Raw genomic sequence first — 4,152 nt, 5'->3', positions numbered from 1 at the left:
GGCTCGTCGTCGTCCCCGTGCCAGCACCTGCGCCGACCGCGGGGACTCCGGCCGGATTCCCTCCTCCCCCGGCGGCGGCGAGGGCGGCGTGGCCGGGTGCGGCCGGACCAGCGGGTCGGACGACCCCGTCCACGTTCCAGGCCGAGACCAGGTCGAGTCCACTCGCGCCACCCAGCGCCGACGTCGAGATCACGCGGTACGGGCTGGGTATGTCCAGGTCGGCGAGGTTGGCGTCCATCACCGCGGGGCTGTAAACGGTGTTGACGATCGCTCGTGCCTGTTCTTCGGCGGCCTCCTGGGCTGCGGCCATCGCGGCAGCGGATTCGAGGGTCGGAGGGCCGTGGACGTAGCCGAAGCCCGGGGTGTTGACCTGGGCGGCCTGGAGCGTTGCGGACTCCTCGCCGATCCGCGACTTGGTGGTGCTGAAACCGTCCTCGGCGGTGCTCGCCTTGGTGGCCACCACTTCGAGGACCGTGGCCAGTCTGTCTACCGATTCGGTGAACGATCCCACCGAGGTGCTGGCCTGGTTAGCGAACTCACCCTGCCACTGGCTGCCCAGTGCGTTGCCCAGGCCGCTGCGCAGGTTGGCCGCCGCCGTGTGGAGGCTTGTCGCGACGGTGCTGACCCGATCCCGCACCTGCTGGAACTGCGCCGGATCCAGAGCCTGTGCCCCGGAGACCATCTTCGCCAGCGGGGCGCCCGATACCTCCTCGGGTCCCACTCGGTCATACCCGTGCAGCGTGCTGGTCCCGTCGGCTGAATCGAGAATCGCGGTCGTCGATCCAAGCGAACCCAACAACCCCAAACTCTGCAACCCGGCCGGCTCCTGCGCCGCCTTCCCCAGCGCCGCTGCGACCGCCTCGTCCTGCGCCTCGATCAACCCGCCGGCGGCGGCGAAGAGCATGGCCATGGCCTTCGCCTGATCCACATAGCCGGTGAGCAAGGTTCGCAGGTCTTCTCCCACGAATAGCGAATACACGGTGCCGATCTGGCGGGCGGTGTCGAAGGATTGGGGGGCTGTGTTCTGATTGTCGAACGCCTCCGAGTTGGTGAGCCTTCCGATATCCCGAGAGAAATTTTGGCAAGCTCTCACACATGACTCTGCCGCTCCAATAGCAAGATGAACACTCATTGGTAGTCTCCTTTCGGCAAGCTCGCCACTATTGGCCCCATAGCTTCATCCAAAGAATCGCAAGGGTCAGTGAATCGCTCGCCCTTGAATTCGTGGAACGCCCCAAAGAGATCGAGTTTGGTCCAGACAGTTCCCCGGTCAGTAAAGAGCATTTGAATGCACGTCTTTTCGGATAAGTCGTCCGATTCGACCACCCGGAGCCCTGGCCTTCCCATTACTTCATACCGCGGATCCAGCACCTCAAACATCGCGTCGCCTAGATAGTCATCGCGCGACTTCCAAGTGGCCAGAACACTGAGGTCGACTTCGTCAGATGACCAGCCACACACCATTAGCCCTCCCGGTTGATGTCTGGTGTATTCCTCGACCTTTTCAACCGGCCCGCCGACCCCCTGCTCCACCGCCTCGATGGGAATTTCGGCACACGGGTCGAAGAGGGCGGGCCGCTGCTCTATCGGCAGATCCCAGGGGTTGATCGTCTCCTCGGCGGCCGCTGGGCTCGTCGTCGTCGCGTGGTCGTTGTCCTGACTCACTCCGCACGCGGACATCACCGCGCAGGCCGCGAGCGCGGCGGCTGGTCCTCTTAATGTCCCCACGATCTGTTTGACGCCCCGACCAACCAGATGGTTCCCCCCGATTCGGGACGGCTTCTCCGAAGAATCCGTTCGGCGATGGAACCGGCCGCTGACGTGCCCCGTCGTACCTGGTGACGGAACACGAGTCACAGGAGGAGATCGGGTGACCTACTCGGCGGGCGCGGTGCGGCTATGGGACCCCCGCGGCGTGACGACGGCGCGTGTGACCAGCGCCGGTCGGCTCGCCATCGCCGAGGAGGCGCGCGGGGCCCTCTCCGAGGGGCGCCACAGCCTCGCCATGGGTTGGGAGGGCGTCGCCGCTGACGCGGTGCTGGATGCCGTCGACTCCGAGCTTCGCCACATCGACGCGCTTGCCGGCCATCTCGACGACCTGGCCCAGACCCTTGAACAGGCGGGTAATGCGCTCGACCCTGCGGTACAGGTGGTTCGCGACCGGATCTCCGAAGCCCAGGCTCGCGGCCTGGTCGTCCGCGATGATTCGCTCGCGCCCGCTGCCGGCCGCGACGACATCACCCAGGCCGAGGTCGACGAGTATGCCGGGGCAATCGAAGAGGCTCTGGACGTCGTGGCCTCACTCGACCAGCACTACGGACGCGTTCTCGACGAGATCGCCGCGCGCTTGCACGACGCGATCCCTCCGGAGCCCAACAGGGGCCCGGTCCCCGGCCCGGATGATCCTTGGCCCGGCGTCGCCGTCGACGCGCTCACCCGCGCCATGTCCGCGGGGCTCCCCAGGCGCGCCGACGAACTCGACCCCCTCACCCGCGGTCGGCATGTTCTCAACCCCGCCCCCGACGACTACGGCCGGCGGGCCAGCGCCGGACTTCGCTTCGTCGGGAAGGTCGCGGGCCCCCTGGGCACCGGGATGACGGTGTACGACGGCGTGAATCGGTTTGCCCGTGGCGAAGGAAGCGCCTTCGAGATCGCTACGGAGACCGGTGGCGCCTTGGGCGGCGGAATGGCGAGCGGGGCGCTGCTCGGAGCCAGTGGCGGCTCCTACGCCGGCCCCTACGGCGCACTCGTCGGGGCCGGCGCAGGGGCAGCGGCAGGCTCCCCCATGGGCAAGAAGTTCGGCGAACTGGCCTACAAATCGGTGACCGAACATCATGACCTGCTGCTCCGGCAGTACCACTACGCGATCTAGAAAGGAACCCGGATGGACCACACCGAGAACGAAAGAGAACCTGCAGACGTCGGCGAGGGGGCCGAGGCGGACACGGACATCGATCCTCAACTGCAGCGCTGGGAGGAATTGGACCGCCGGGTGGCCTATCGCAGACAGCAGCTCAAGTCCGTGATCCAACCGTCCGACGTGGTGACCCTCATCGCGGCAGTCGTGATCTTCTACCTGTCGCTGGCCTGGTTGTTCATCTCGCCGATGATCAAGGCGTTCTGGCCCTGGTAACGGCCTCCGGATCGGTCGATACGCCGCGTGAACTGCGTCGACGGACAGTGTCGTACCCGGGTGATCTAATCGAACACATGAGCGAGAACGGGAAATGCGACAGCGTGGGTGGAGAGTTGCGGGCGATCCTCGCCGCACTCGATCTGCACCTACAACGCGACTGGACCCACACCTCCTCGATGCAGCTGCACGCCGAGCTCGTCGCGCTCGAACAGGCCCAACGCCGGATCCGCGCGACCCAGGCCCGGGTCATGGCCGCGGCCCGGGAATCGGGCACCGCCCGTCAGATGGGCTTCGTCAACGACCGCCAGATGCTCACCGGCGGCCTGGGTCTGGCGCCCGGGGAGGCCCGCGGACGCCTTGACGATGCCGGGATCGCCGACTCCGCTCGCATGCGCGCCAGCGGTGCCGGCACGGTCTCGGCCGGGCAGCTGAGGATCATCGGTAAGGCGCTGGCCGCGCTGTCGGATGAGTGTGACGACGAGGTGCGCGATCGCCTGGAACAGCAACTGCTCGAGGCTGCCGAGAAGTCCACCACCCGGCAATTGCAGGAGCACGCGCACCAGCTACTCGACACCCTGGACCCGGGCCGCACCGAACGAGGTGCCGAAGAACGGGCCCGCCGCAGGTCGGTCTCATGCGGAGGCCAGGGACTGGACCTGATGGCCAGCGCCAGCATGACCATGGATCCGCAGCTGGCAGCCCTGATGCGCGAGGTGCACGCCCGCTGGGGCCAGCCCGGCCGATTGTGGCCTGACGCGGACGCGCCAGACACCCGGACCGACGGCCAGCGCATGCACGACGCGATGGTCCACGCCCTGCACCTGGCCCTGTCCGCCGACGCCCGCAAGACCGGAGCGCCGGCGGCGATCGTGGTGCGTGTCGACCTGGACCAGCTCACCACCCTTGCCGGCTGTGGCCTGACCGACGGCGGGATCCGCGTGCCCGTGCCCCAGGCGCTGGCGATGGCGCGCGGCAACCACTGGTTCCTCGCACTGTGCGACCAGGAGATGGATCTA

General features: G+C 67.3%; 5 protein-coding genes. 3 read left to right on the top strand and 2 right to left on the bottom strand.

All coding sequences use genetic code 11. The annotated features are described in order from the left end of the window. Together G6021_RS08630 and G6021_RS08625 are read right to left on the bottom strand one after the other, a co-directional pair. Positions 1 to 1,132 (bottom strand): WXG100 family type VII secretion target (locus G6021_RS08630; RefSeq protein ID WP_182641067.1); only part of this gene is annotated, 1,132 nt, incomplete at its 3' end. Then, the gene (locus tag G6021_RS08625) at positions 1,129 to 1,728 is read right to left on the bottom strand and encodes a DUF3558 family protein (protein ID WP_347238937.1); all 600 of its coding nucleotides are present in this window, start codon (positions 1,726 to 1,728) and stop codon (positions 1,129 to 1,131) included. The genes G6021_RS08625 and G6021_RS08630, both read right to left, overlap by 4 nt. A 142-nt stretch (positions 1,729 to 1,870) precedes the next feature. On the opposite strand from G6021_RS08625, the gene G6021_RS08620 reads away from it, so the two are divergent. The 3 genes from G6021_RS08620 to G6021_RS08610 all read left to right on the top strand — a co-directional run. After that, a complete protein-coding gene (locus tag G6021_RS08620; RefSeq protein ID WP_182641065.1) occupies positions 1,871 to 2,872 on the top strand; it encodes a hypothetical protein in 1,002 nt (333 codons plus the stop codon). Between the two features lie 12 nt (positions 2,873 to 2,884). Further along, positions 2,885 to 3,133 carry a hypothetical protein gene (locus G6021_RS08615; protein ID WP_179523373.1) on the top strand — a complete coding sequence of 83 codons (249 nt, stop codon included), beginning with the start codon at positions 2,885 to 2,887 and terminating at the stop codon, positions 3,131 to 3,133. A 77-nt stretch (positions 3,134 to 3,210) separates the two neighbouring features. Further along, on the top strand, positions 3,211 to 4,152 hold a 942-nt coding region (locus tag G6021_RS08610), incomplete at its 3' end, for a DUF222 domain-containing protein (protein WP_182641064.1).

Origin of the sequence: Dietzia sp. CW19, assembly GCF_014145265.1 — a bacterium.
In the GTDB taxonomy this organism is placed as follows: domain Bacteria; phylum Actinomycetota; class Actinomycetes; order Mycobacteriales; family Mycobacteriaceae; genus Dietzia; species Dietzia natronolimnaea.
Note: the sequence above shows the minus strand (reverse complement) of the source record. Positions and strands in the feature narration are given on the sequence as shown.

What these genes read in the sequence shown, in the direction of transcription:
- G6021_RS08615 (WP_179523373.1), top strand. Translation starts at nt 2,885, where the DNA reads ATGGACCACACCGAGAACGAAAGAGAACCTGCAGACGTCGGCGAGGGG.